A 26,122-nucleotide genomic window follows, 5' to 3' on the forward strand; every position below is an offset into this window, starting at 1 on the left:
TGCCCCGGGTGAGCGTCACCGCCCACAGGTCGTCGCCGTCGGAAGTACCGAGCGTGCCGGTCGACCGGTGACCGCCGGGGGCGACCGCGGCCAGGCGGAAGAACAGCTCGCCCGGCCGAAAGAGATCAGGACGTCGGGCACCCGCGTGCCCGCCGCAAGGCCACCGTGCGGGCTTGATCGACCCGGTAGGCGTCGGGGGGTCGCACGAGCGCGTCCTCGGGCCCGATGTAGTCGATCGCCACGCCGTACGTCGTGCGCGCGGCCTCGAGCGTGATGTAGCCGTTGACCACGTCCGACAGCACGGCCTCGACGGGGTGCTCTTCCGCGCGGCCGTAGCCGACGTGGGCCGCCACGGCCGGCGCCGGGTCCTGGTCCGGATGCGCCCGGCGATGACCGAGCGGCCCGCAACCGCTCCCGCTTCCGGAGCGCACGGCACCCGGTGACCCCGCCGGGCTGCGGGTCGCCCCCGGCGCGGACCTGCGCACCGACCTCCCGCGCTACCACGTGCTGCGCCACGGGGAGCTCGACGCCGAGGTCGACTCGCTGGAGGAGGTGTGGCGGGACGACTTCGTCGCCTTCCTGCTCGGGTGCAGCTTCTCGGCCGAGAACCAGCTGATGCGGGCAGGCGTCCGGCTGAGGCACCTCGAGCTCGGGCAGGGCGTGCCGATGTTCGTCACCTCGCTCCGGTGCGCCCCGGCCGGGCGGTTCCACGGGCCGGTCGTCGTGTCGGTGCGGCCCATCGCCGCCGACCAGGTCGACCGGGCCGTCGAGGTGACGGCCCGGCTGCCGCTCGCCCACGGTGCGCCGGTGCACATCGCTGATCCCGCGGCGATCGGCATCACCGACCTCACCGACCTCGCCGACCCGGTATGGGCCCCGACCGTCACAGCACGCTGGACAGGAACGCCTTGGTCCGGGCGTGCTGCGGGTTCGCGATCATGGTGCGGGGGTCGCCCTGCTCGACGACCACACCGTCGGCGAAGAAGAACAGCGTGTCGCCGACCTCGCGGGCGAACCCGATCTCATGGGTCACCACCACCATCGTCATCCCGCCGAGCGCGAGCTCCTTCATCACCTCCAGCACCTCGTCGACCAGCTCCGGGTCGAGCGCGGAGGTCGGCTCGTCGAAGAGGATGAGCTTCGGACGCATGGCCAGCGCCCGCGCGATGCCCACCCGCTGCTGCTGCCCGCCGGAGAGCTGGTGGGGGCGCTTGTGCGCGTGGTCGGCGAGCCCGACCCGCTCCAGGTGCTCCATCGCCAGCGTGCGGGCCTCGGCGGCGGGGAGCCCGGTCACGTGCACCGGCGCGCAGGCGACGTTCTCCAGTGCGGTGAGGTGGGCGAACAGGTTGAAGCGCTGGAACACCATGCCGATGTCCGCCCGGAAGGTGGCGAACCGCCGCGGGCTCCACTCGTGGTACGTGCCGTCCCGCAGCTCGTAACCGACCTCCTCACCCAGGACGCGCAAGGTGCCGCCGAGCACCGGTTCGAGGCCGTTGACGCAGCGCAGGAACGTGGACTTCCCCGATCCGGACGGGCCGACGATGCAGCTGACCTCTCCCGGCGCGACGGTGAGGTCCACGCCGTTGAGCACCTGGACGTGCCCGTAGCTCATCCGGACGTCGCGCGCGACGATCACCGGTTCGGCGCTCACGGGACCGTCTCCCTCGCGGCCGGAGCGGGCTGCTGGGGCAGCACCCGCGCGTTCAGGCCGCCCGCACGCACGAGGCGCACGGCGTCGGAACCGAAACGGCGCTCCAGCCGGCCCTGCAGCACGGTGGCGAACGCCGTCATCAGCATGTACCAGAGGCTGGCGACGATGAGCAGCTCCATGATCCGGTTGTTGCCCTTGTAGATCTCGCTCGCGTTCGTCATCAGGTCGCTCCCGGCCACCACGTAGACGAGCGAGGTGGTCTTCAGCATGGAGATGAACTCGTTGCCCGTGGGCGGGATGATGATGCGCAGCGCCTGCGGGAGCACGATCACGCGCATCCGCTTCCCCGGTGTCATGCCGAGTGCGTAGGCCGCTTCGGTCTGGCCCCGGTCGACCGCCTCGATCCCGGCCCGCACGACCTCGGCGAAGTAGGCCGCCAGGTTCAGCCCGAGGCCGAGCATCGCGGCGGTGAACCCGGTGATCAGCTCGTTGGTGTCCCACTTGAGACCGACGTCGGTGAACGGGACCCGCAGCACGAGCTCCGGGAACAGGAAGGCAAGGTTGTACCAGAAGATGAGCTGCACGAGCACCGGCGTGCCGCGGAAGAACCAGATGTAGAGCGTGGAGAGCCAGCGCAGCACCGGGTTGTGCGCCAGCTTCATGACGGCGAGCAGCACACCGAGCGTCAGGCCGATGACCGTGGCCAGTACCGAGATCTGGATCGTGACCAGGACCCCGTCGAGGATCTTGGGGTCCAGCAGGTAGCGCGCGACGGTCGGCCAGTCGAGGTAGGGGTTCGTGACGAGGAGGCCGACCAGCCACGCGAACACCGCGAGCGCGGCGGCGCCGGCCAGCCAGCGCCCCCAGTGCCACGTGCGCCCGATCGGTATCCGCGTGCCCGCCGCGTCGACGAACGGCTCTGCTCGCTTCGCCATCGCGCCCTACTCGCCGCCGTTGACGACCGCGCCGCCCTGCAGGGCGATCTCCTCGAGGCCCCAGGCCTGCAGGATCCGCGGGTACTCGCCGTCGGCCATGAGCGCGTCGACGGCCCCCTTCACCGCCTGTACGAGCTCCTCGTTCTGCGGGTTCAGCGCGATGCCCCACAGCGTCTCGGTGCCGTCGATCGCGATCGCCTCGACGTTCAGCTGCGGGTCCGCCGCCTTGTAGGTGGCGACCACGTAGTCGGTGATGTTGGCCTGGGCGCGGCCGCCGGTCACCTGCAGCAGGGCCTCCTGGTCCCCCGGGAACTTGAGGATGTCCAGGCCCGGCTTCCCGCTCGCGGTGCAGTCGGCGTGGTAGGTCTCGGCGAGCTCCAGCGACGACCCGTTGTCGACCACGGAGACGGTCTTGCCGCACAGGTCGGCCGGGGTCGCGATGCCGGCCGGGTTGCCGCGCTGGGTGATGATGCCGGCGCCCGCCTGGAGGTAGTCGACGAACTTCACGGTGGTCCGCCGCTCGGCGTTGTCGGTCATCGATGACATGAGGATGTCGTAGCGCCCGGTGACGATCCCGGGGATCTGCGCGTTGAAGTCCTCGTCGCTGATGGTGATCCGCACGCCGAGCTTCCGGGCGATCGCCCTGCCGAGGGAAGGGTCGAGACCGATGATCGTCGTCCCGTCGGAGCCGAACATCTCCATCGGCGGGTAGCCGGGGGAGGTCGTCATCTTCAGCCCGTTGGCCCGGATCTCGGCGGGCACCGTGGCCGCGAGCCCCTCGTCCGGGACGATCGAGTTGATCACTTCGGCCGCGCGGTCCTCCGCGGGCGCGGTGTCGAGCTGGACGTCCGCCGGCCCGGCGGGCGCCGGGTCGTCGTCGCCGAGGCTCTGGGCGCCGCACGCGCTCGCGGCGAGGAGCGCCAGTACGGTGGCCACGACGGCCGGAGCGGTGGTGCGCAGGCGCATGTTCTGTTCCTTCTCACGGGGACGGGGTGCCGCTCTTCCTCACTGCCGGGAGGACTCCTGCCAGCGGACCTCGCCGCCGACGACCGTCGTCAGCACCCGGGTTCGCCGCACCGCGTCCGGCGGCTCGGTGAACGGGTCGGTGTCCAGCGCGACGAAGTCGGCGAGCCGGCCGGGCGCGAGGACGCCCTTGCGGCCCTCCTCCCCGGCGGCGAAGGCCGACCCGGTCGTGTAAGCGGTCAGCGCCTCGCCGATGCCCAGGCACTGCTCCGGCGTCCAGCCGCCGTCGGGGGTGCCGTCCGCGCGGGTGCGGGTCACGGCCGCGAACAGGCCGTGGAAGGGGTTCGGATCCTCCACCGGTGCGTCGGAACCGAACGCGAGACCCGCCCCGCGGCTCAGCACGTCCCGCCACGCGTACGACGCGAGGTCGCGGCCCGCGAGCATCGTCGACGCGAGATCGATGTCGGTGGTGCAGTGCGTCGGCTGCATCGAGGCGACCACACCGAGCCGCGCGAAGCGGGCGACGTCCCGGGGCCGGACGTGCTGGGCGTGCTCGATCCGGTTCCGGAGGCCGCCCGGCGCACCGACGGCCGCGTAGGCGTCGAGGACCAGCTGGTTGGCGCGGTCGCCGATCGCGTGCGTCGCCACCGCGATGCCGGCGGTGTTGGCGGTGCGCACGAGACGGACGAGGTCCTCGTACGGGGTGACCGCGATGCCGGCGTTCCCGTCCTGCCCGGCGAAGGGCTCGTTCATGTGGCAGGTGTGCGAGCCGAGTGCGCCGTCGCTGAACAGCTTGACCGGCCCCGTCCGGAACCAGTCGTCGCCCTGCCCGGTGCGGCGCCCTTCGGCGATGGCCGCGTCCAGATGTGCGACCGGGATCGCCTTGTGCACCCGCAGCTTCAGCTCACCGGTCCGGTGGAGGTCGAGGTAGGCGGCGCGGCAGTCCTCGCCGTCGATGTCGTGGACGCTGGTGAGCCCGACGGCGAGCAGCCGCTCCTGCGCCGCCCGCAGCTGCTCGCGCAGGTCCGCTGGACCGGCGCGGTCCACCTGCGCCCTGAGCGGGTACATCGCCGACTCCCGCAGGATCCCGGTCGGCTCGCCCGCCTCGTCGCGCACGATCTGCCCGCCCACCGGGTCGGGGGTGTCGCGGTCGATCCCGACGAGCGCAAGGCCCCGCGAGTTCGTCCACATCGTGTGCCCGTCGACGCTGGACAGCGCCACCGGCCGGTCCGGGCACACCGCGTCCAGCGCGTGCCGGTCCGGCTGCACCGGCCGCTCCCAGATGTTGCTGTTCCAGCGGCCGCCGACCACCCACGCCCCCGCGGCGAGGCGGGCGGCGTGCTCGGTGATCCGCGCCAGCGCCTCCTCCAGCGAGCGGGCTCCGCGCAGCTCGACGGCGGAGAGCTGGCGCGCGTAGCTCGCGGTGTGGATGTGCGCGTCGTACAGGCCCGGGATGACGGCGGCGCCCTCGAGGTCGATCAGGTCCGCGCGGCGTCCGACGGCCGCGCGCACCTGCGACTCGGTGCCCGCCGCGAGCACGACGCCCGCCTCGACCGCCAGCGCCTCGACGACGGACGCGCTGCGCGCCGCGGGACGGATGCGGGCGTTGCGGAAGACGCGAACGCTCACCCGACCTCCTCGTTGCGGCCCGCGGTCACTCTCCGCGAGGGTGACCTGGAGCACTGTAAGGAGATCCGAGCAGGTGCAGCACCGAACGGATCACGACGATTCGTGTTCCTCAGGGCAAGCGATCCTGGTGCTCCCCCCGCGCACCGGCGCGGGAGTCGATGGGCCCATCAGCCGGCTCCGGCAGGGTGGGGTGCGGGCTGCCCGCGCAGCTCCATGGCCGCGCGCACGCGTGCCTGGGCCATGGCCAGTGCCGCGTCGTGCGTCGTCGTGCCGCGCCTGCGGCTCTCGTCCAGCACCGCGGTCGTGTTCGCCCGCAGCTTCTCCGAGATCATGGCGAAGATCCGCGCGGGGTCCGGGGTGAACGGCGAGCTCCGCGCCGTCATGGAGTGCGCGGCGGCCACGACGCCGCCTGCGTTGGCGATGAAGTCGGGCACGACCGCGATCCCGCGTGCGGCGAGCAGCTCACGGGCGGCGGGCGTGGTGGGCATGTTGGCGCCCTCGACGACGAGGCGGGCGGTGGTGGCACCGGCCACGTGCTCGTCGATCACATCCTCCCGCGCCGCCGGCACCAGGATGTCGGCGTCGACGTGGAGCAGCTCGTCGGCCGGCATCGCCACGCCGTACTCGCGCACGCAGGCGTCGCCGACCTCCGCGTGCAGCTTCAGCAGCGCCGCGACGTCGAGGCCGTCACGGTCGTGCACCGCGCCCTGCGCCGTCGAGAGCCCGACGACGACCGCGCCGAGCGCGTCGAGCCTGCGCACGGCGGCGCTGCCGACCGCGCCGGAACCCTGGACCACGACCCGCGCGCCCGCGAGGCGCATCCCGATGTCCGCGGCGGCCGCGTCCGTCGCCTCGGCGACCCCGTAGCCGGTGACGCCCAGCTCGTCGTAGGGGAGCCCACCGAGGGCTCGCGGGAGGCCGACCGCGGCGGAGCGGTCCCCGAGCTCGTCGGCCATGACCGCGGCGTCGCGCTCGGAAAGACCCATGTCGAGGCCGAACACGTACTCGCGGGGCACCTCGTTGGCCAGCGCCCTGGCGAACGCCCGCAGCACCGCCTCCTTGTCCTCCGCGGTGGGGTCGGCGAGGATCCCGGCCTTCGCCCCGCCGTGGAACAGGTCGACCGCCGCCCACTTCCAGGTCATCGTGCGGGCGAGCCGCGCCACCTCGGTCACCGTGAGCGTCGGGCTCATCCGGGTGCCGCCCTTGCCCATCCCGCGCGCGGTGTTGTCGAGGACCAGCACGCCCTTCATACCGGTGCGGCGGTCCGCGACGCAGACCACCTTCTCCGGCCCCCACCCGTCCATCAGCGAGAAGACATCGGTCGCGGTATCTCGCACCGGGGCTCCCCCTCCGACGTTGCACCTCCGCCCAGCATCACCGGCCGCGCGGCCGGAGGCCAGGAGGCTCACCCCGACAGGTCCGAGTCCCCAGCACCAGCGATGCTGGTGGTGAGCTGCGGGCTATCGAGCGAGGTCCAGCGTGGCGGCGACCCGCGTGAGGCAGTCCAGCGCCAGCCGCAGGAGCGGGTTCTGGTTGTGCTCCCGGTACAGCACGAGCACCCGGCGATGCGTGTGCAGGTCCGGCACCGGCAGCCGGGTCACGGCGTCGCGCGGAGTGGGCAGCATCGCCAGCCCGGGCACCACGGCCACCCCGAGCGCCCTGGCCACCAGGTTGCCGATGACCTGGTAGTCGTTGCTGCGGCAGATCACGCGGGGCTCGAACCCGAACCCCGCGGCGAGGCTCGCGAGGGCGTGCGCGCCTGCGGTGTCGGCCCGGGTGCTGATCCACGGCTCGTCGTGCAGGTCACCGAAGCTGACCTCGGCGGCGGTGGCGAGCGGGTGCCCGGACGGCACGATCAGCGTGAGGGGCTCGGCGAGCAGCTCCAGCGTGCGGAGGCTGGCGGGCCAGGCCCGGGGTGCCAGGTCGTACTCGAAGACCACCGCGGCGTCCAGCGACCCGTCGAGGACCCTGTCGAGCACCTCGTCCGGCTCGTCCTCGTCGAGCTGGACCAGGGCGTTCGGGCGCTGAGCGACGACGGCGGCCAGCGCGTCGGGCAGGATCCGGACGCTCGCGGTGGCGAAGGACGCCAGCCGCAGGATGCCGGCGTCGGGACGGATCATGGCCGCCGCTTCGCGCTCCACCGTGGCCAGCGCGCTCAGGACCCCGACGGCGCGCAGGGCGAGCATCTCGGCCACCGGGGTGGCCCGGACGCTGCGCGTCGATCGCTCGAACAGGGGGGCGCCGACGGCCCGTTCCAGCAACACCACGTGCTGGGACACCGCGGAGGCGGTGTAGCCCAGCACCCGGGCGGCCTCGGCGAAGGATCCGGAGCGCACGCACTCCTGCAGCGTGCGCAGATGGATGGGGTTGAGCACACGCAACGGTAGCGGGACGGCGGTGCCCGTCGTCGCCGTGCGACGGCTCACGCCTGTCGTGGTCGCGCCGACATGCCGGGCGTGAGCAGCTCGACCCACTCGCCGGGGCACCATTCGCCCGGCAGGCGGACCCGGACGGTGACGCGCGGGTTGACCAGCTGGCTGATCTGCAGATCGGCGACCAGACTGGCGAGCCGGTAGGCGTCGGGCCAGGTCAGCTCGTGCCACTCACGCACGAGCCGGACGGCCTCGGCGAAACCCGCTCGTACCGCCTCGCCGATGTCGGTGGCGCTGGCCAGCACGTGCAGCCCCCCGTCGGCGAACAGCAGCGGCCAGTTCCCGCCGGGGTCGGGGAACGGTCCGACCGACAGCTGCACCCGCCCGCCGATCTCCACGCCGGTGCCGCCGAGCTCGCCGTCGCCCATCACGGCGTGCAGGTCGCCCGCCGCGAGGCCGAGCCCGGGCCGGTTGGCCCGCAGCGCCAGTGCCGCCCCCGGCCTGAGCAGGCGGGTGTCGAGGTTGCCGCCGTGCGGGCCGGGCACCGAGGACGGCACGGTCTCGGCGGCCGTCGCGACTCCGAGGATCCCGACCATCGGGCGCAGCGGGATGGCGACCCGTTCGGTCAGCCACACCCGCCCGTCCGTGACGGGCAGCAGTCTCGTGGACGGCCGCGTCACCTGCGCGCCGAGGACGCCGAGGCCCGGAGCGACCGCCATCACCCCCGGCCCGTGCACGTCGATGCCCTCGATGCGGACCAGCACCCAGTCGCCGGCCGCGACGCCGTCGACGTGCACCGGGCCGGTGGCGCGGTTGAAGCGCGCCATGTCGATGTCGGGGCGCAGCACGTCCGCGGAGGTGAACTGGCCGTCGTAGCAGTCGACGGTCTCCAGCACGAAGCTCTCGCCCGCCGTCACCGCGCCGACGGGCTCGAAAACCGGCCCGAACGCGGTGACGGCGGCGGCCGCGGAGAAGAGCTGCACGCTACGCCCAGCCCTGCGGGACGAGCCCCGCGATCGTCAGCAGCGAGTACAGGAACGCGAGGCCGAACACGACGACCAGCGCGACCTGCACGACCGGGTGGGCCACCCAGCCCGCCTTCCACTCCGGCTCGCGGTCGCCGCGGCGGCGCGCCTGGCGCAGCATGAGCACCGGGATGATCGACATGATCGCGCCGGCGAACCCGCCCGCGTAGCCGAGCGCCGAGACGAAGCCGGCGAGCCCGAGTGCGGCGATCAGGAACGGCGGTACGACCACCAGCGCGAGGGCCATCGCGCGGTGCAGCGGCGACCCGCCGGCGGGCCAGGAGAACCGGTCGAAGATGTTGGTCATCAGCGTCAGGCCGATCGCCCAGAACGAGGTGAGCATGGCCAGCACCGCGAACACGTTCGCGCAGTAGTAGGCGGCCTGCCCCAGCTCGTTCGCCCAGGCGATCGTGACCACAGGGGTGATCCCGTCCGGGCCCATCATGCCGAGCGCCGCGAACGGCACCAGCGCGAGGACGAAGCCGGTGGCGACCATGCCGGCGACCACGGCCCGCGGCAGCACCCGGGGCGCGTGCTGCGCCAGGCCGCGCGCCAGCTCGGGCACGGTGTACTGGGCGATGAACGCGAACACCGCCAGGTTCATGATCGGCACGATGAAGTACGGGCGCAGGTAGGTCAGGTTCGCGGCGTCGATGCCGGGGCCGAGGACCGACCAGCCGACGAGGATCGCGATCAGCGCCACCATCCCGATCGTGATCGCCTGCTCGGACCGCCCGGTGGCCTTGAGACCGAGCCAGACGACGACAGCTCCCGGCACGTAGAACAGCAGGCTTCCGGCCAGCTCCGGGATGCCCAGCAGCTCCCCGAGGACCTGCCCGCCACCGCTGGCGTAGGCGATCAGCGCCCCGAAGCCGTTGATGACGATGCCCGCGAAGATCAGCCACGAGCCCGCCTCTCCGAGGTACTTGCGGGCCAGGCCGGAGAGCTGCAGCGGGGTGTCGGTGCGCAGCGCCACCTCGGCGACGTACAGCATCGACGCGGTCGTCAGGAACCCCGCGACCAGCAGCGCGATGACCAGCGCGGGGAACCCGCCGGTCCGCGACCCGTAGGGCAGGCTGAGGATCCCGGCGCCGATGTTGGCGCCGAAGATGATCGCCACCCCCTGCCAGAAGGTGATCCGCTCGTGCCCCAGCCCGGTGAACCGCCGGGTACCCGCGGCGCCCGCCACGTCCTCGGCCACGTCTGCCTCCCGAATGCTCTCGATGCCGTAGGCGGACGCTACCGCCGCGCGGGCTGCCGCAGATCATTTCTCCGAGGATGGGATCCGGGGCAGGGCGGAGCGCGCGAAGCGACGCCGCGAGCTCGGCTGCGCAGCCGCCGGGAGCTCTTCTCGCTCCGCCGTCGCGCGCGCCGTGACGATCGCCGAGGAGATCGCCGCCCTGCCGGCGGGCTCGATCGCGTCGGTCGAGGCTGCGCTCTGCAGGGGTCTCGACGTGCCGCACGGTTTGCCGCCGACCGCGCGGCACCCGCCGGGCGCGATCCGGGCTGATGTATCGACGGCGAGTACGGAGGATCGTGACGCTCAGCGCTGGGTTACTCGGCTGGGCAGCGCGTAGTGGAGGCTTGCGACGTCCTCGATCGGTAGCCGCTCCCGCTCGCCCTCGTCAAGGGCCGCCACGTCGGTCACGTCGAGCAGGCCGGAGCCGTGTGCGAGCACCGAGGCACGGGCCGCCAGGCCTTCCGGAACCCCCTCTGCGACCAGCTCCGCACTACGCAGGCGGGCGGCCTCGGCCTCCTGTCCTCGTAGCAGCGATGGCAGCGCGGTCATACATCCTCGCCTGGCTGCCCCGACACCGACCGGGTGAACGCGCGCCGAAGGAGGTGTTACCCGCCACGCGCGTGCGCCAGCCGGCCCAGTACTTGTAGAGCATCCCCGCCTCTCACCGGTGTCGCACGGTGCTGCGGCGCCGGTGTTCTGGGAGGATGTGCGCGGTGCGGGACGAGGGCCGTCACTCCGGGGCCGCTCCGATGCCGGCGAGGGTGCGGCGGTGGCGGCGCATGCTGGCCGATGAGCGGGAGGCGGCGCTGGTCTACCGCCAGCTCGCCCAACGCCGGGAAGGCGAGGAGCGGGAGATCCTGCTCGGGCTGGCCGAGGCCGAGGAGCGCCACGCGGCGTACTGGGAGCGCAGGCTGGGCGATCGCGTGGGCCGGCCGCGGCGCCCGACCTCGCGGGCGCGGTTGGTCGGCGTTCTGGCACGGTGGTTCGGCTGGGTGTTCGTGCTGGCACTGATCGAACAGGCCGAACGCCGCTCGCTCGCCGACCCGGACGCGGACGTGCCGGAGGCGATGCTGGCCGACGAGCGGATCCACGGCGAGGTGGTGCGCGGGCTGGCTGCGCGGGGGCGGGCGCGGATGTCCGGGACGCTGCGGGCCGGGGTCTTCGGGATCAACGACGGGCTGGTGAGCAACATCGCGCTCGTGCTCGGGGTGATCGGTGGTGGCGCCGGCACCGTGACCATCCTGTTGACCGGGCTGTCCGGGCTGCTGGCCGGCGCGTTGTCGATGGCGGCGGGCGAGTTCATCTCGGTCAGCTCGCAACGTGAGCTGCTGGCCGCGTCGAAACCGGACGAGGCGGCGAAAGCCGCCGTTCCCCTGCTCGACGTCGACGCGAACGAGCTCGCCCTGGTCTACCGGGCTCGGGGGATGTCGGCCGAAGATGCCGAACGCCGTGCGGACGCGGTGCTGCGGCGCGGCTCCGTCGGCGCCGCGAGGTCGGACAACCCCCGGTCCCACGGCGCCGAGGTGGTCGGCAGCGCCACCGGCGCGGCGTCGTCGAGCTTCGCGTTCTTCAGCGTCGGAGCCGTGATACCGGTGCTGCCGTTCCTGTTCGGCGTCGAAGGCGCCGCCGCGGTGGTGGTGGCCGCCGTGCTCACCGGGATGGCGCTGATGCTCACCGGGGGAGCCGTCGCGGTGCTCTCCGGAGGACCACCGCTGCGGCGCGCGCTGCGCCAGCTCGCGATCGGCGCCGCCGCCGCGATGGCGACCTTCCTGCTGGGAGCGGCGTTCGACGCGGCCATCAGCTGACCCGGAAGTGATCCCATCGGCGGTGTCGACGAAGACGCCGCCGCGGTCGGTATCGACCATCTCCCCCGCACACGCCACGATCAGCTTTGGGCCGCCACTCTCCACGAGTTCCTTCGCCCGGCTGCCGGGCGTCTCTCGTCGACGTCCACCTGGACGTGCACCCCGCCGCCCGGCGGCGGTGACGTGGTTCCAAGTCGGCGAGTTGGCGCCCGAAAGATCGAGCATCCCGGGCCGCCGACCGCGGGGCCACACGTTCACGAGCAGGGGCCGGACGCCCCGCCTGTGGCGTATCACCAGCCGACGGGTGAGTCGAATCGAGGGAGGAGCGTTCGTGGCGGCCTATGTCTGTCTGGCTGCTCGGTATGAGGCTGTGAGCGGGTCGGAATGAGTCTTGCAGGGACGGATGTCAAGACTCACCGGCCTTCTGCAGAGGACGACTGCGGTGACGGTTGGGGCGCCGTCGATGAATGTGGGCAGCGGGCGGATCCGTTGCAGAGCGTCACCGCGCCGGCCGGTGGCCCGCAGCGCCCGATCCTGATTCTCCATCGAGGTAGGTTCAGCCATCGTTTCTGGCAGAAATACATCCGGAGGCACCGGCGGGCCAGCCACAACGCCCAGTTTCCGCAGCGCGGCGTTCCGGGCGGTAGACGGCCAGCGGGCTGGTGATCAAGCCGCTGAATACACCCCGATCGGTTGAGGGGCGGCTGAAGGTAATCATCCGACCGTGGGTAGACCGCTGCCTGGCGGCTCCGCTTGGCTGGCCGCATGTGGGTTCTGCTGTCCCTCATGGCTGCGACCCTGCTCGGTCTCGGCACGGTGCTGCAGCAGAGGGGAACCCTTGACGATCCAAGGGGCTCGGCAGGCGGCGGCGTGCAGTTCCTGGCGGGGTTGCTCCGCCGGCGGGTGTGGCTCCTGGGCATCGCTGTGGGCGGGCTCGGCGAGATCTGGCAGTTCCTCGCCCTGGGCAGCGGGCCGTTGGCCGGCGTCCAGGCGCTGACGACCCTCAGCCTCGTCATATCGCTGCCCTTTGGGGTCTGGCTGACCGACCAACGACTCACCCGGTCCGTGTGGGCGGGCGCCTGCGCCACCACTCTCGGGATCATGCTGTTCGTGCTCCTCGGGGCACCGCAGATCGGCATCAGCTCCGCGGCCGCTACCGTCTGGTGGACCGCCGGGCTGACCGGCGCCGGCCTGGTGGTGATCCTGTTTTGCGTGGCTTTCGGTCGTTCGCCAGCGGTGCAGGCGATGCTCTTCGGGGCCGCAGCGGGTCTGGCCTTCGCCTTGGTCTCGGCCGTGTCGAAGTCCCTCATCGGTCACCTCGGCGGCGGGCTGGGCGAGGTCGTGACTGGTTGGGAGCTGTACGTCCTTGCCGGCTTCGGAGTGGTCGGCTTCACGATGGGGCAGTTCGCCCTGCGCACCGGAGCGCTGGCACCGGCGATGGCCTCGACGAACTCGGTGACACTGCTCGGCGCGGTCGTGCTGAGTCTCAGCGTGTTCGCCGAGACGTTCTCCCCTGGTCCCGGTCACCTCGTGGCCGCCGCCTGTGGCCTCGCGCTGACCGTGTTCGGCGTGATCCTCCTGGCCCGAGCGCCTGCCGCCGAACTGGAGGAGCCCTGACCGCGTGAGGCCCGGCGCCTCGCTCGTAAGTCGACGCGGGTCACCGCCGCAGTCGGTGGCGGTGCCGCATTCTCGGGAGGCGCCGATGCTGGCAGCGCGTACGTGCGTAGGCGGATCGCCGTCCTGCAGCGAGGCCAGGGCTCAGGTTCTCCTCGGTCTCCCCGACCGGCTGCAGGGCCCCACCATGCCCTGCGGCGCCGGAGATGGTCCTGGAGCTGGCACGTCCCTTCGATCTCGTGCCAGCCCAGGCTCCAGTAGATCAACTTAGAGGTCGCGCGGATAGGCGGGTAGGTCACGGGCGGTGTGCTGGTCCGTCTGGTGTCCCAGCGGTGGGTGGTCCAGGCTCGGCAGATCAAGCCACCCCCCGGTGATGATCGTGTCGGCGAGGTCGAGGAATGCCTCGATCACGGTGTGGCGGTGTTCGTAGCAGCGTTGCCGCCGGTTGAAGCCGTTGTGCCAGGCGTGGGTGCGCTCCACGTGCCAGCGGCTGGTGGCCTGGGTCGGTGCCTTCGTGCCGGTGCGCGCGATCTGCCCGTGCAGCCCGCGCTGCGCGAGGGTGTCGCGAGTCTTGCCCGAGTCGTAGCCGGAGTCCAGGTGCACGGGGATGCGGGCAGGCAGCGGCCCGAGGGTGTCGAGCTTGTCCAGGCTCGGTGCCGGCAGCGGCGAGTCGTGGCGGTGGGGCCCGGTCAGCACCCGGGTCAGTGGGATGCCGTAGCCCTCGACCAGCAGTGAGCGTTTCATGCCTTGTTGCGCCGGTCGACCGGCGACGGGCCGCCAACCTCCCCGCCGCCGGGGCCCGTGGTGATGCGGCCGTCTACCGCGACGTCTTCCAGCAGTAGCCCGACGATGCGGTTGTAGGCGTCCAGCGCGATCCGCCGCAGCTGGGTGAACAGCCAAAGCGCCGGACCTGGGTCCGGATTCAGCCGTCCTGGCCGTGGACGCTCGATCTCGCCCGCGCTTTCACGCGGTTGCACGCCCTGCCGGTTCCCACTGGCTGAACCTGGCACCAGTCCCGACCAACTGCGGAGCACCCGGCACAACAGCAGGCCGGACGCTCGGTCGAGCCCACACCTCGAAACTCGGCCCTCGGACACGCCCGCAAGATCAACTATTGGCGTGGTGAATCACCGGGGCTGGACGACACAGCGTAACGGGTCTGGGAGTGCGGTCGAGTGCCACTATCCAGGCGAAAGGACTCCGATGACCGAGCAGCAGATGCGGCCCACGCAAGCCCTCGTGGTGGGTCCGGACGAGGGCCGGGAGCTCCCCCTGATCGGACGGGTGGCGCTGAGCGGCGCGCAGACCGGTGGCGCCTTCGAGCTGATCGACTTCCGCGGCAACGTCGCCTGCCCACCTCCGCACATCCACCGCGAGCGCGAGGAGTGCATCCAGGTGCTCGAGGGCCTGTTCACCTTCACCATCGGCACGGACGAGGTCGAGGTGGCGCCCGGTAGCTGGGTGTACGTCCCGCGCGGTACTCGCCACGGCTTCACCGCGAGCGCCGACGCCCGCGCGCTGATCCTCGTCACGCCCGCCGGTCTGGAAGGTTTCTTCGCCGAGCTCGGCGGCGGTCTCGCGGCCGGGACGCCCACCCAGGAGTTGCGCGCCGCCTCAAAGGCCGCTTCGACTCAATCCCGGCCTGACCATCACGCGCCGACGAGATCGACGCCGACGCCGGCTCCGCATTCGAGCACGGCGGCTGGCGCCACCCGACATCAGCCACTACCGAACCGCCCATTTCCTGCTCGACGTCGACGGCCGGGGCGGAGCAGCTCGAGGAGCCCGACTTGCGGCGATGGCATTGACTCGTAGCGATGGAGCAGATGTGGAGCACAGCATCGCGCCAAGCCGACCCGAGAAGCGCTGAGCTGCGTCGTACCGCACCACGGCAAGCAGCGGATTCTCTATTTCCCCAGGGTTCCTTCCCCACCGGGGGAGCTGAGCGGTGGGCGGAGGAATGGGCGGATTCATCAGCGAGGTTCGCCAGCTCGGCAACGGCCTGCTGGTGCGGATCTCCGTCATCGCCGCGATCGGCGGCCTTCTGTTCGGCTACGACACGGGCGTGATCTCCGGGCCCTGCTGTTCATCCGGGAAGACCTGGACGCGAGTGCTTTAGAGCAGGAGGCCATCGTGTCGACCCTCCTCCTCGGGGCCATCACGGGAGCCGTGCTGTCGGGATACCTCGACGATCGCATCAGCCGCAAGTGGACAAAGGTGTTCTCCGGCTGCATCTACGTCCTCGGCGCCCTCGGGTGCGCGTTCTCCGTCAACGTGCCGATGCTCGTCGGGTTCCGGTTCCTGCTCGGCCTCTCGGTGGGAACGGCGTCGCTCGTCGCACCGATGTACATCTCCGAGGTCGCGCCGCCCGTTCGTTCAACCAGCTCGCGATCACCACCGGGATCTTGCTGGCCTCGTGGTGAACTTCCTGTTCGCCGGTGTGCCCGGCGACTGGCGGTGGATGCTGGGCCTCGCTGCGCTGCGAACTCGTACACGGCACCGCTCGGCGTCGAGCATCGCAACCCCGCCACCGGGGCCGCTAACGCGACCGTGATCAGCAGGAGGATGAAGCAGACTGCGAGCTCCCTCATGACGGTGGTCTTCGACCAGTTCCTTCGGGCGCTTCGGTGACTGCCCTCCAGTCGGGGCTCAAGGCACGGACGTTGCCGTTTCGGATCGTGACGCTGTCGAATGCCACCCAACGGCGCTGGCACCAGCACGTGTAGACCGTGCCGCGCAGCGCCCGCCGAGGAGGGCGGCACCGATGCGGGGGTTGGGTCGGCATTGCTCGATCCTCCAATCGGTCGGGCGGCAGTGGTTGCGCACTCCGTGCGGGGTGCCCGTCCATCGGTGGATCGGCACCTCGCGCGCGTCCCGCCGACAGGTGTCGCTTGACGCAATGTCGCTTGCCGCAATGTCGCTTGCCGCAATGTCGCTTGCCGCAATGTCGCTTGACGCAGCGTCGGTTGCTGCGCACCTGGCCGCCACGGCGTTCGGCGCGTCGGTCCTGATCGCCGAGATCTCGTTACGAACTGCCGCGGATCCGGTCGGAGTGCCTGCGTTCGAGCTGCACTACCCGCATCTGGCCGAGGGTGTCATTGCACTCCCGCGAGTCGGGTCCGGAGTGGTCTGGCCCGTTCTACCCGGGGTCGGAGGCCAGAAACGCGGTGAACGCACCCGTAGGGAGATCGTCAGCTTCGCGCAGCGCGGCTCCACCATGCCATTTCCTGGCGATCCGTCGCTCTGCCCGCGGCGCGGGGGTGGCCGAAGGGGAGCTGGATAGGCGGGGGGCCGGGTGCCGCACGCGGTTGATGCCGTGGTGGAGGCGGTCGCCGTGTGCCACGTGCGCGGATCCGCTGCTGTCGCGGGGTGAGGGCACGAGCCCGGGACGGCCAGTGCCGCAACGCGGCTGTGGTCATCGACTCGTCACGCAACCATCTCCTGTCGGCGGATCCGCAGCAGCGCCGCTGCGTCGAACCCTGGAGAACTCCTGCGGCGCCACACCTCGCAGCGAACCGGGGAGCTCGTCGACAACCTCACAAGGCTCGAGGTGCTGCTGCATGCTGGCGCCCGGTTCTGGTTGGGCCCCCTCTTTGGGTCCTGGTTAGAGCCCCGATCGGTGGTACGTCCATCTCATCGGCGATCATGTAGCCGGGAAGGTGGGGTGCCGCCGCGCAGGGTCTGTCCCTCGGGGCATGTGCGTCTTGCTGAGTGGTCGACCCGGCCGGGCGCTCCGTCGGCCGGGTCCGCGACGTGGTCCTCGTCCCCGACCCCACTCGAGCCGACGCACCGGCTGGGACGGCGTACCGCATCGACGGCCTCGTCGTCGGTGTTCCCGTCGACGGGGACCGGCTCGGCTACGGCCGCACGGTGCACGCACCGCGGCTGCTGGCGGCGCTGTTCACCGCCCGGCGCCGCCGCCAGCGCTACATCCGCTGGGCCGACATCGACCACACCGGCCCCACCATCGTGCTGACCGCCGACCCCGGCCGGCGGCGATGAGCCGGCACCGGCCTGGCGACCTACGACTCCCGGCCGCCTCCCAGAACTGGGCCTGCCACCGGTACATCGGCTTACGTGCAATCAAGCCACGGCAAGATTCTCCGGGCGGAAGGTCGGGTGATCCAGTTTCTGGCCGTCGTTTTCGCGCTGCAGCTTGCCTGACCACCGTCTGAACGTGGCCGTCGTAGCACGCTGCTGAATCTCGGCTGCGCGTCCCCGGCGCCGGCGAGGCGCGTCCGAACCGGGTCACCGGTGGTGGATCAGCTCGCCGCGGGAACCGCGTGCGCGCGGATCGGATCACCGGCGGATGCCGATCGACCGCACCACGTCTTCCCCGACCGTGATCCGAGCTCGCCGACCCGGTCCTCGACCTGCCGCCGCGGACCGAGTACCTGGACGGCCGGGGGTACGGGACGGATGCGCGCCGAAAGTCGATGTGCTAGTGGATACAAGCGGCGGAGGGAACACGATGCGGCTCGGAATCGGCTGGCCCGACGCGGCCGGCGTCGTCGTCTCGACGATCGGCATATACCTGGCGTTCCTGCTGCTCCTGCGCATCGTCGGGCAGCGGGCGCTTGCGGCGATGTCGAGTTTCGACTTCGCAGCAGCGATCGCCCTCGGCGCGGTCATGGGCCGTGCCCTTCTCGGGTACACCCCTACCCTCGCTGCCGGGCTGATCGGGATGACGGCCCTGTTCGCTCTGCAGGGCATATTCAGAATCCTCCGCCGCAACCGCCGCCTGGACCAGCTACTGAGCAACCTGCCCGTGCTGCTCATGGCCAACGGGGCGGTGCTGGACGACAACCTCCGCACGGCCAAGATCGTCGAAGACGAGCTGAGGCAGAACCTGCGGCTCGCGGGCATCCATCGCTACAGCGACGTCGCCGCCGTGATCCTCGAACGGACCGGCGCGATCAGCGTACTGCGCCGAGGCGAGAAGATCGCGCCGGAGCTGCTCAGCGATGTGCGTGGACGCGAGTTGCTGGATCCCGAACACATCCGCCCGTGACGCGCGTGCCGGCGCTCAGCACCACGAACAGGAACACCAGACCCAGCACCCGTCGGCGTGTCCGGACGACGGCAGTCACGGTGACCCGCGCCATGAGGCGGTGGGTGTGGGGACGACGAGCCCTGCTCGGTGCCTCTCCTGTCGCCGTGGCTGGAGTTCGTCGCACGGCTGTCGCTGCTCGCATCCATGCTTGAACGTGTGCTCGTGACTCCGCGGCCGACGCAGCGGCCCGATGCATCGTCAGGTCATCGTCACTTGTGGTGACGGATGCCGGCGAAGGAGAGCGAGGAACGGTCCGAGCGCCTCGCCGAGGGTCGCGGATCCTCCGCAGTCCCTGGCATACAGCACGCCGCGCGTCCGACGGCATCGTCATCTCCCCGTAACCTCGCCGACCGTTAGTCCCGGTTCCCCCCGGGCAGTCGGGAAGAACCGACTGCCGGACACGGAGGCGGAGGACGAACGACATGAGCACGCCGCAGCACACGCCCCGATGCTGGGCAGCAACGAGGCCGAGCCGAAGCAGCTCGATGTCGCCCGGGCAGAGGGTGAGGCCTATCGCAAGGCACTGGAGGCCATGCAGGAGGAATTCGGCGGAGTGTTGAAGCACGCGGGCGACCTCCTCGTCTGCCTCGTCCAGGAGGACGCCGAGGGGATGTACACCCGCGAGAACGGGCGGCTCGTCTGGCGCGAGGCGCCCGAGGACGCGAACGGACACGTGGAGATCGCGGTGGCCGATTCCGCTGACGGCCGGTTCGTTCGGGGGCTCGAGATCACGATGACGGTCAGCGGCAGCGACCGCGAGATCTTCACCACGAACCTGCCGTTCCTGTGGCTCGCCGTACGTGGGGCGCAGACGCGCCGTACGTGGGGGTGTGCGAGCGCGGTTCTGTTCACCGGCTCGTCAGCCGCGATGCGAGGGCCTCTCGGTGACAAACCCCTCCGTCGCCGCCGCGCGACGCAGTTGGAGGATGCGGATGCTGCCGGGGATCGCCACCAGCAGCACCCCCGCGATCGCGGCGAAGAGCAGCGCGACCCCCGTCGGGAGCGTCTGCGTCCAGCCGAGGAAGGTGATCAGCACCGGGTTGCCGTTCTGCAGGATGAAGACCAGCAGGAACACCAGCACGACGGCCGAGAGGATCACCCCGACCCACAATCCGCTGACCCTGCTCCGGGGTGCGGCCGCGACCCGGGTCACGTCGTTCTCGCCATCGGTGGGCATCCATTTGTCGTCCATCGTCTGCTCCTGTCTGAACCGCTCTGCCCGGGGTACCCGGCTCGGGTTTTCCGCGACGCCGGTCGCCTTGCGAATTCCCGACGGTCTGCGATCCGTGGTGGGTGCGCGGACACGCGGGGCACCGTGGTGAGAGCGGGGTGGAGAGGCCAGGTGGTCATATGGAGGGTGGGGATCTCGCCCCGAACGTGCTCGATGCGGTGCTCCTGCTCCTGCTCGTGTTCGTGGCGGCCCGTGGCTGGCGCCGTGGGGCGGTGGCGCAGATCTGCGCCTTCGGTGGTCTCGCGCTCGGCCTGATCATCGGCGTGTGGGGTGCACCGCGGCTGGTCGGGTTGTTCGTCTCAGAGCCGGGCCCTACCACCGCGCTCGTCACGGTCGGCCTGCTCCTGTTCGCGGCCCTGATCGGCCAGGGAGTCGGGCTGGGAGTCGGGCTTCGGCTGCGCCGGGCCGCGCTGTCGGCCGGGATCGGCCGGATCGATCGGGTGGCGGGGGTCGCGGCCGGCGCTGCGGGCCTCGTGTTCGCGGTGTGGCTGCTGGCGACCGTGCTGGCGCAGGGACCGATCCCCGCGCTCGCACGGCAGGTACGCGGCTCCGAAGTGGTCCGGGCGCTCGACGCCGTGCTCCCACCACCTCCCGACGTCTTCGGCCGCATTTCCGCGTACCTGGACGACCAGGGTTTCCCGCCGGTGTTCGCGCAGCCCGGCGGGGGTGGGATCGTGGCTCCGAGCGTTCCCGCGACCGCGGACGAGGCGGTCCGGGCAGCGGCGGCTGCCGGGCAGCCCAGCACGGTGCAGGTCCGCGCGTCTGGCTGCGGTGGCGTCCTCGGCTTCGGATCCGGCTTCGTCCCGCAGGCGGGCTTCGTCGTCACCAACGCGCATGTCGTGGCGGGCTTCGACCATCTGACGGTGCGGGACTCCGCCGGTGAACACGACGCGGTCCCGATACACGTCAACCCCGCCCTCGACCTCGCTGTCCTCGCCGTGCCGGATGTCGGGGCGCCCCCGATCGGGTGGGCGGGCACGCCCGTCGTCCGCGGCACCGAGGGGGCGACCCTCGGATTTCCGGGCGGGCATACCGAGATGGTGGTGCAGCCGGCGTCGGTGAAGGCCGACCTCGACGCGATCGGTCGCGACATCTACGGCACCGGCCGGGTGCACCGGGAGATCATTGCGCTCTCCGGATCGGTCGAGCGCGGGGACTCCGGCGGGCCGTTCGTCACCAGCGATGGGCTCGTGGGCGGTGTGGTCTTCGCAGCCGACCCGAGCGGCGGCACCGCCTACGCTCTCGCCGTCGACGAGGTCCGCCCCGCCGTCGAGGACGCCATCCGGCGGAACCAGGAGGTCGGGGTCGGCGAATGTCGCTTCTGAGGACGGCCTGCGGCACTCGACCCACTCGGCAGGTCGTTTCTCCCTTTCGGGGCCTGACCAGGGCTCGCGCGGTGCAGGGGTGACGAGCGACAGGGCGAACCGCACGAGAAGGACGACGGCCACCACTGTCGACAGGGCGCCCTCATGGCCCTGAGCCGGGGTGTGGAGTTCCGCGGTGAGTGCCGGAATGAGCATCGCCGACACGACAGGATGAGCATCAGGGCGATTGTTTGGGCGGTTCCACGCGAGAACTCGAGTGTGCCGTGCCGAAGGCCCCCGACGACGAATGCGATTCCCAGCACCAGCAGAACGTTGGCCAGGATCGAACCGACGACAGCCGACTGCACGACCGCGACGAGCCCGGCGTTCAAGGCGAAGAGGGCGACGAACAGCTCGGGGAGGTTGCCCAGGGCGCTCTGCACGACGCCGGTCACCGCCGGCCCGACGGTGTCGCCGAGCGCCTCCACCCCGCGTCCGACGAGGCGAGCCAGCAGCGCGAGGCTCACGGCGCTCAGCACGAACGATCCGATCTCGGTGATGTCGAGCAGCCGGACGAAGAAGGTGACGACCACCGCGGCGCCGCACACGGCCACGAGGCAGAAGTCGGAGCGGGTGAAGTGTGGTCCTCCTGCGGTCCGCTGCGGATCGGGCCGCGACGCATCGGCCAGCGGAGCTGCGGTCTGCTCGCGCTGCATGACCGCGCGCTACCCGTGAGCCATCGGGAAAAACGTCGTCGCAAGCGAGCTGCCGTGATCGCAAGGCGGGCGTATGAGTGCCGCCCTCGTGCCGGGGTAGGCCGAGGAGGCTCGGGACGGGGTTAGGGGAGGCGCGGCGTGGGTTTGCGGATCGAGGACTACGGGCTCCTGGGCGATCTGCACACGGCGGCGCTGGTAGGGCGGGACGGGTCGATCGACTGGCTGTGCCTGCCGCGCTTCGACTCCCCCGCGTGTTTCGCAGCACTGCTCGGTGACGAGCGCAACGGGTTCTGGCGCATCGCGCCGGCGGCGGTGGGTCTCTGCTCCCGGCGCCGGTACCGCGGCGACTCGCTCGTACTCGAGACGGAGTGGGACACGCCGGACGGGTGCGTGCGGGTGATCGACGCGATGCCACCCCGCGGGGAGGCCGCCGACGTCGTGCGGGTAGTGGAGGGCGTGAGCGGGCGGGTGCCGATGCGGTCGGCGCTGCGGCTGCGGTTCGACTACGGCCGGATCGTGCCGTGGGTCCGGCACCGTCAGGGCGAGCTCGCCGCCGTCGCGGGCCCGGATGCGGCCTGGCTGCACACACCGGTGCCGCTGCGCGGCGAGGACTACACCACGTACGCCGACTTCGCCGTGTCCGCCGGTGAACGGGTGCCGTTCGTGCTGACCCACCGGCTCTCCTACGAGCCGCGACCCGCGCGGGTGGACGCCGAACGGGCGCTCGACGACACGGGGGAGTTCTGGGCCGCGTGGATGCGTCGCTTCCGGTACGAGGGGGGCTGGCAGGAGGCGGTGCGCCGCTCGCTCGTGGTGCTCAAGGCGCTGACGTGCACGCGCACCGGGGGAATCGTCGCTGCGGCCACCACGTCGCTCCCGGAGCAACTGGGCGGCCCACGCAACTGGGACTACCGGTTCTCCTGGCTGCGGGATGCCACCTTCACGCTGCAGGCGTTGCTGGGCACCGGCTTCGTCGCAGAGGCGAAAGCGTGGCGGGAGTGGCTGCTGCGAGCCACGGCAGGGGACCCGGCCGACCTGCAAATCATGTATGGCATCGACGGCACCCGGCGGCTGCCGGAGCACACGCTGGGTTGGCTCGGCGGCTACGAGGGCTCGACGCCCGTCCGGGTGGGCAACGCCGCCTCCGACCAGTTCCAGCTCGACGTGTGGGGTGAGGTCCTCGACGGGCTGCACCTGGGCCGCATGGCCGGGATCGAGGCGGAGGAACCGGGGTGGGACCGGCAGCGCGCGCTGCTGGACTTCCTGGAGGGGCGTTGGGACGACCCGGACAACGGGCTGTGGGAGGTCCGCGGCGACCGCCGGCAGTTCGTTCACTCGAAGGTCATGGCGTGGGCCGGGTTCGACCGTGCGGTGCAGGCCGTCGAGCGTTTCGGCCTGGACGGTCCCGCGGATCGCTGGCGCGCCATGCGCGACCGAGTCCACGCCGACGTGTGCGAGCGCGGGTTCGACCCTGACCGGAACACGTTCACCCAGTTCTACGGGTCGAAAGGGCTGGACGCCGCGCTCCTGCTCATCCCGCGGGTTGGGTTCCTGCCCTGGCACGACCCCCGCGTGGTCGGCACGGTCGACGCCGTGGCACGCGAGCTGTGCCACGACGGGTTCCTGCTGCGCTACGACCCGCAGGAGGACGGGAACATCGACGGGCTGCCCGGCGACGAGGCCGCGTTCGTCCTGTGCACGTTCTGGCTCGCGGACGCGCTGTACAGCATCGGGCGGGAGCGGGAGGCGTGCGAGACGTTCGAACGCCTCCTGGAGCTGCGCAACGACCTCGGCCTGCTCAGCGAGGAGTACGACCCCACAACGGGCCGGCAGCTGGGCAACACCCCGCAGGCGTTCAGCCACGTCGGGCTGGTCAACACCGCCCGCCACCTGTCCGGGAGCCGCCCCGCCCGCCACCCCCACGGCGCGCCCGATCGCAATGCCCCAGGAGCTGACCACTGATGCGCGCCCTCAGCGTGACCCCGCTGCAGAAGGACTCGCTGGCCGTCACCGACGAGCCCGACGCCCGGCCCGGCGCGGGGGACCTGCTCGTCGATGGCCTCGCCGTCGGCGTGTGCGGCACCGACAAGGAGATCGCCGCCGGCCTCTACGGCTGGGCCCCTCCCGGCCGAGATCGACTGATCATCGGGCACGAATCGCTCGGCGGGGTCCGCCAGGCCCCGGCCGGGAGCGGGTTCACCGGCGGTGACCTGGTGGTCGGCGTGGTCCGCCGGCCTGATCCGGAGCCGTGTGGCGCATGTGCCCATGGGCGGTTCGACATGTGCCGCAACGGTCGCTACACCGAGCGCGGCATCAAGGAACGCGACGGCTACGCGAGCGAGACATGGGTGGTCGAGGCCGACTACGCGGTGAAGCTGGATCCGCGGCTGGCCGGCGTCGGGGTGCTCATGGAACCGACGAGCGTAGTCGCCAAGGCGTGGGACGAGGTGGAGAAGGTCGGCGCGCGCGCGTGGTTCCGGCCGAGGACTGCGCTCGTGACCGGGGCCGGTCCGATCGGCCTGCTCGCCGCCCTCCTCGGTGTCCAGCGCGGACTCGACGTGCACGTGCTCGACCGGGTGACCGACGGGCCCAAGCCGGACCTGGTGCGCGACCTCGGCGCCACCTACCACTCGAAGAGCATCGACGAGGTGGCCTCGGCGCTGTGTCCGGACATCGTCATCGAGGCCACCGGTGCTGGACCCGTGGTCTCCGGCGCGATCGCGAACACCCCGCCGTACGGCATCGTGTGCCTCACCGGCGTCTCGTCCGCCGGGCACCGCCTCGCGGTGGACGCAGGCGACCTCAACCGCGAGATCGTGCTGGAGAACGACGTCGTCATCGGCTCCGTCAACGCCAACCTCGACCACTACGCCGCCGCAGCCCACGCCCTCGCCAAGGCCGACCTCGCCTGGCTGGCCCGCCTCATCACCCGCCGGGTGCCGCTCGGGTCGTTCGCCGACGCCTTCACCGCCGGCTTCGAGGACGTCAAGGTCGTCATCACGCTTGACGGGAACGCGCCCTGACCCTCAACCGGATCGCTCGGGACGGTCCTGTTCCGCGCCTGCCCGCTGGCCCGGTTCGCGTTCGTCGGCGTCGGCGGGGAGCCCGGCGAAGTCCTCGACGTCGAACGCCTTCGCGACCGGGACGTCCGACATGCTGTGTGCCACGATCGAGACCGCGATGTTGAGGGCGACGAGCTCGAACACGGTCTGCGCGGTGGCGATGCCGGACTGGACGACGAGCAGGCCGTACACGACCGAGGCGAAGCCCTTGGGGCCGAACCAGGCCGCCGCGTAGCGCTCGCGCCGATGGAGGTCGGCTCCCCAGAGCGAGACGAGCACTGAGGCGGGACGCACGACCAGCAGCGCCAGCAGCGCGACCACCCATTCGCCCGCCGTGAGGTCGAGGAAGAACGTCGGGGTGAGCAGGGCGCCGAACACGAGCACGGCGCCGAACTTCGTGAGCTCGGAGATGAGCTCGCCGAACCCCTCGAACGCGTGCGTGGCACGCGGCGCGACAGTGGCGAGGGTGATCCCGGCGGCGAAGGCAGCCAGGTAGGGGTTCGCGTGGGTCAGGTGGCACAGGCCGTACAGGATGATCGCGAGCGCGAGCGGGCCCAGCGGCTGCAGCCGGGGCTCGGCGCCGAGCACCGGCAGCCGGAACATCGCGGTGATCACGAGCGGCAGGACCACGCCGAGGACCAGCCCGAGCACGAGCTCGAGCGCGACGGTGCCGATCCCCGCGTCGGCGCCGGTGGCGATCGCGAGGAAGACCAGCACGAACGGCAGCGCGAGGCCGTCGTTGAGGCCAGACTCGATGTTGAGCAGCTTGCGCAGCCGCAGAGGCACCTCGCTGCGGCTGACGATCGTCGAAGCGAACACCGGGTCGGTGGGGGAGAGGATCGCCCCGACGAGCAGCGAGGTGGTCCAGTCCAGCCCGACGAGGTAGTGCGTGGCCAGCGCGACAAGCACCAGGGTGAGGGGCATCCCGAGCCCGAGCGCCCGGCCCGACAGCCGCCACCCCGTGCGCAGCTGCCGCAATGGCAGCCGCCCGCCGTCGACGAACAGCACGGTGAACAGTGCAAGGTCGGCGAGCGCCTGGACGGCCGGGCCCTGCGGCGTGACGTCGATCAACCCGAGCCCGCCGGGGCCCACCAGCGAGCCGGCCACGAGGAACACGAGCGCGGTGGACAACACCGACCGCGCCGCCAGCCCCGACACGGCGACCGTCACGAGGAGAACCACACCGAACGTCAGGACCAGGATCACCCGCCGCCCCCTCCAAGAGCACGCACAACTCCGCCAACCCTTCGGCTCCCCGTCCCCGTGGTGGGGAACCGTGTCACACCCGAAGTCGGATCGCCCTATTGGTAACCGCTGTGAGGCCGCCTCCCGTCGGAACCGTCGGGGCGTCGGTCCCCCTCGTCAGGCGGTGGACGCGTCAAGTGCGACGAGTGCGAGGCCGGTCTCGTCGTCGATGCGCTTGCGCAGGTGTACGGGTGTCTCGGTGACGATGACCTCCAGCGTCGGCCACACGACGGTCCGCTTGACGTGACCCCCGACGGTGGACCCGTCGTGGTGGCCG

Annotated in this window: 23 protein-coding genes and 3 pseudogenes; 11 read left to right on the top strand and 15 right to left on the bottom strand. The window is 71.5% G+C overall.

Translation table 11 applies throughout. The features are described from left to right. Nucleotides 1-125 precede the first annotated feature (125 nt). Nucleotides 126-353 carry a hypothetical protein gene (locus ABEA81_RS19950; protein WP_345606722.1) on the bottom strand — a complete coding sequence of 76 codons (228 nt, stop codon included), beginning with the start codon at nt 351-353 and terminating at the stop codon, nt 126-128. A 262-nt stretch (nt 354-615) separates the two neighbouring features. Between ABEA81_RS19950 and ABEA81_RS19955 the strand changes: the two are divergent. Beyond that, nucleotides 616-798 (top strand): annotated as a pseudogene (locus tag ABEA81_RS19955) (D-glutamate cyclase family protein); the annotation flags it as partial. Nucleotides 799-883: 85 nt separating this feature from the next. Here ABEA81_RS19955 and ABEA81_RS19960 read toward each other — a convergent pair. The 9 genes from ABEA81_RS19960 to ABEA81_RS20000 all read right to left on the bottom strand — a co-directional run bounded on the left by ABEA81_RS19960 (nt 884) and on the right by ABEA81_RS20000 (nt 10,364). Continuing rightward, entirely contained in the window at nt 884-1,612 is a 729-nt protein-coding gene (locus ABEA81_RS19960) for an amino acid ABC transporter ATP-binding protein (protein WP_345606832.1), read from the bottom strand. Nucleotides 1,613-1,647: 35 nt separating this feature from the next. Beyond that, nucleotides 1,648-2,586 carry an amino acid ABC transporter permease gene (locus tag ABEA81_RS19965; RefSeq protein ID WP_345606723.1) on the bottom strand — a complete coding sequence of 313 codons (939 nt, stop codon included), beginning with the start codon at nt 2,584-2,586 and terminating at the stop codon, nt 1,648-1,650. A gap of 6 nt (nt 2,587-2,592) precedes the next feature. Then, nucleotides 2,593-3,552 (bottom strand): ABC transporter substrate-binding protein, encoded by a 960-nt coding sequence (locus tag ABEA81_RS19970; protein ID WP_345606724.1) that lies wholly within the window; start codon nt 3,550-3,552, stop codon nt 2,593-2,595. 39 nt (nt 3,553-3,591) lie between these two features. Further along, nucleotides 3,592-5,178 carry an amidohydrolase gene (locus tag ABEA81_RS19975; RefSeq protein ID WP_345606725.1) on the bottom strand — a complete coding sequence of 529 codons (1,587 nt, stop codon included), beginning with the start codon at nt 5,176-5,178 and terminating at the stop codon, nt 3,592-3,594. A 167-nt stretch (nt 5,179-5,345) separates the two neighbouring features. Beyond that, on the bottom strand, nt 5,346-6,515 hold the full coding sequence (locus tag ABEA81_RS19980) for a Glu/Leu/Phe/Val family dehydrogenase (RefSeq protein ID WP_345606726.1): 1,170 nt from the start codon (nt 6,513-6,515) through the stop codon (nt 5,346-5,348). Between the two features lie 123 nt (nt 6,516-6,638). Next, a complete protein-coding gene (locus ABEA81_RS19985) occupies nt 6,639-7,604 on the bottom strand; it encodes a LysR family transcriptional regulator (protein WP_345606727.1) in 966 nt (321 codons plus the stop codon). Next, nucleotides 7,601-8,533: an acetamidase/formamidase family protein gene (locus ABEA81_RS19990; protein WP_345606728.1), complete on the bottom strand. Its 933-nt coding sequence runs from the start codon at nt 8,531-8,533 to the stop codon at nt 7,601-7,603. The genes ABEA81_RS19985 and ABEA81_RS19990 overlap by 4 nt, the downstream gene beginning before the upstream one ends. Before the next feature lies 1 nt (nt 8,534). Then, on the bottom strand, nt 8,535-9,776 hold the full coding sequence (locus tag ABEA81_RS19995) for an amino acid permease (RefSeq protein ID WP_345606729.1): 1,242 nt from the start codon (nt 9,774-9,776) through the stop codon (nt 8,535-8,537). A gap of 342 nt (nt 9,777-10,118) precedes the next feature. Then, the gene (locus ABEA81_RS20000; protein WP_345606730.1) at nt 10,119-10,364 is read right to left on the bottom strand and encodes a hypothetical protein; all 246 of its coding nucleotides are present in this window, start codon (nt 10,362-10,364) and stop codon (nt 10,119-10,121) included. A 230-nt stretch (nt 10,365-10,594) separates the two neighbouring features. On the opposite strand from ABEA81_RS20000, the gene ABEA81_RS20005 reads away from it, so the two are divergent. Both ABEA81_RS20005 and ABEA81_RS20010 read left to right on the top strand, forming a co-directional pair. Further along, nucleotides 10,595-11,620 (top strand): VIT1/CCC1 transporter family protein, encoded by a 1,026-nt coding sequence (locus ABEA81_RS20005; protein WP_345606731.1) that lies wholly within the window; start codon nt 10,595-10,597, stop codon nt 11,618-11,620. Between the two features lie 765 nt (nt 11,621-12,385). Then, nucleotides 12,386-13,237, top strand: a complete 852-nt coding sequence (locus ABEA81_RS20010; RefSeq protein ID WP_345606732.1) for a DMT family transporter — start codon at nt 12,386-12,388, stop codon at nt 13,235-13,237. 299 nt (nt 13,238-13,536) lie between these two features. Here ABEA81_RS20010 and ABEA81_RS20015 read toward each other — a convergent pair. After that, nucleotides 13,537-14,136, bottom strand: a pseudogene (locus ABEA81_RS20015) (transposase); the annotation flags it as partial. A gap of 301 nt (nt 14,137-14,437) precedes the next feature. Here ABEA81_RS20015 and ABEA81_RS20020 point away from each other — a divergent pair. From ABEA81_RS20020 to ABEA81_RS20040, 5 genes are all read left to right on the top strand, one after another. Continuing rightward, entirely contained in the window at nt 14,438-15,049 is a 612-nt protein-coding gene (locus ABEA81_RS20020; protein WP_345606733.1) for a cupin domain-containing protein, read from the top strand. 133 nt (nt 15,050-15,182) lie between these two features. Beyond that, nucleotides 15,183-15,353, top strand: coding sequence for a hypothetical protein (locus ABEA81_RS20025; RefSeq protein ID WP_345606734.1), 171 nt, complete (start codon nt 15,183-15,185; stop codon nt 15,351-15,353). Between the two features lie 14 nt (nt 15,354-15,367). Continuing rightward, nucleotides 15,368-15,865: an MFS transporter gene (locus ABEA81_RS20030; protein WP_345606735.1), complete on the top strand. Its 498-nt coding sequence runs from the start codon at nt 15,368-15,370 to the stop codon at nt 15,863-15,865. 1,080 nt (nt 15,866-16,945) lie between these two features. Beyond that, the gene (locus tag ABEA81_RS20035) at nt 16,946-17,236 is read left to right on the top strand and encodes a hypothetical protein (RefSeq protein WP_345606736.1); all 291 of its coding nucleotides are present in this window, start codon (nt 16,946-16,948) and stop codon (nt 17,234-17,236) included. A gap of 469 nt (nt 17,237-17,705) precedes the next feature. After that, nucleotides 17,706-18,245, top strand: coding sequence for a DUF421 domain-containing protein (locus ABEA81_RS20040; protein WP_345606737.1), 540 nt, complete (start codon nt 17,706-17,708; stop codon nt 18,243-18,245). A 901-nt stretch (nt 18,246-19,146) separates the two neighbouring features. On the opposite strand, the gene ABEA81_RS20045 is transcribed toward ABEA81_RS20040, so the two are convergent. Next, nucleotides 19,147-19,479 carry a LapA family protein gene (locus ABEA81_RS20045; protein ID WP_345606739.1) on the bottom strand — a complete coding sequence of 111 codons (333 nt, stop codon included), beginning with the start codon at nt 19,477-19,479 and terminating at the stop codon, nt 19,147-19,149. 158 nt (nt 19,480-19,637) lie between these two features. Here ABEA81_RS20045 and ABEA81_RS20050 point away from each other — a divergent pair, with 158 nt between their 5' ends. Further along, nucleotides 19,638-20,843, top strand: a complete 1,206-nt coding sequence (locus ABEA81_RS20050; protein ID WP_345606741.1) for a MarP family serine protease — start codon at nt 19,638-19,640, stop codon at nt 20,841-20,843. Here ABEA81_RS20050 and ABEA81_RS20055 read toward each other — a convergent pair. Continuing rightward, nucleotides 20,753-21,538, bottom strand: a complete 786-nt coding sequence (locus tag ABEA81_RS20055) for a calcium:cation antiporter (protein ID WP_345606743.1) — start codon at nt 21,536-21,538, stop codon at nt 20,753-20,755. The two genes, ABEA81_RS20050 and ABEA81_RS20055, sit on opposite strands and share 91 nt — an antisense overlap. A 138-nt stretch (nt 21,539-21,676) precedes the next feature. Between ABEA81_RS20055 and ABEA81_RS20060 the strand changes: the two genes are divergently transcribed. Both ABEA81_RS20060 and ABEA81_RS20065 read left to right on the top strand, forming a co-directional pair. Further along, nucleotides 21,677-23,500 (top strand): glycoside hydrolase family 15 protein, encoded by a 1,824-nt coding sequence (locus tag ABEA81_RS20060; RefSeq protein ID WP_345606744.1) that lies wholly within the window; start codon nt 21,677-21,679, stop codon nt 23,498-23,500. Continuing rightward, nucleotides 23,500-24,561, top strand: coding sequence for a glucose 1-dehydrogenase (locus ABEA81_RS20065; protein WP_345606745.1), 1,062 nt, complete (start codon nt 23,500-23,502; stop codon nt 24,559-24,561). Before ABEA81_RS20060 ends, ABEA81_RS20065 begins: the two co-directional genes overlap by 1 nt. 3 nt (nt 24,562-24,564) lie before the next feature. Here ABEA81_RS20065 and ABEA81_RS20070 read toward each other — a convergent pair whose 3' ends face one another. Together ABEA81_RS20070 and ABEA81_RS42700 are read right to left on the bottom strand one after the other, a co-directional pair. Beyond that, nucleotides 24,565-25,806 carry a cation:proton antiporter gene (locus ABEA81_RS20070; protein ID WP_345606746.1) on the bottom strand — a complete coding sequence of 414 codons (1,242 nt, stop codon included), beginning with the start codon at nt 25,804-25,806 and terminating at the stop codon, nt 24,565-24,567. A 156-nt stretch (nt 25,807-25,962) separates the two neighbouring features. Then, nucleotides 25,963-26,115: pseudogene (locus tag ABEA81_RS42700) on the bottom strand (hypothetical protein); the annotation flags it as partial. Nucleotides 26,116-26,122: the final 7 nt, after the last annotated feature.

Origin of the sequence: Pseudonocardia adelaidensis (assembly GCF_039543345.1) — a bacterium.
GTDB lineage: Bacteria > Actinomycetota > Actinomycetes > Mycobacteriales > Pseudonocardiaceae > Pseudonocardia > Pseudonocardia adelaidensis.